General features: G+C 61.8%; 1 protein-coding gene. It reads left to right on the top strand.

All coding sequences use genetic code 11. The annotated features are described in order from the left end of the window. Positions 1-437 (top strand): Mu transposase C-terminal domain-containing protein (locus AACY08_RS29930; protein ID WP_339472701.1); only part of this gene is annotated, 437 nt, incomplete at both ends.

Below are 437 nucleotides of genomic sequence, written 5' to 3'. Positions count from 1 at the left end.
CGCGGCACTGACACTGCGTGAGCTCGAGCGGTATATCGCACTCGACATCGTCGGCTCCTATCATCAATCGATACACGGTGGACTGGGCCGCCCGCCGATTGCTGTCTGGCGAGACCATGAAGGTGAGATTCCACTTCGACTACCACAAGATAGAAGGCGCTTCTGGCTGACGTTCCTGCCCGAGCAGGAACGCACCTTGCGACCGACCGGCATTCATCTGTTCGGCCTGCGCTATTGGTCGGCGGCGCTCAGCGCCGACGTCGGGCGTTCTGACCGGCGCCTGCTTGTCAAATACGATCCACGCGACATGGCCCGCATCTTCGTTCGACGGCCTTCAGGAAACTTTGTGGAAGCCCGCTATGCCGACTTGACGTTGCCTTCGATCACCCTGCACGAGGCGGTAACCGCGCGACGCACCCTGCTGGCGAAAGGCCGCC

Source organism: Pseudomonas sp. EL_65y_Pfl1_R83 (genome assembly GCF_963970695.1).
GTDB classification, from domain to species: domain Bacteria; phylum Pseudomonadota; class Gammaproteobacteria; order Pseudomonadales; family Pseudomonadaceae; genus Aquipseudomonas; species Aquipseudomonas tritici.
This window is presented reverse-complemented; position numbering and strand designations above follow the sequence as displayed.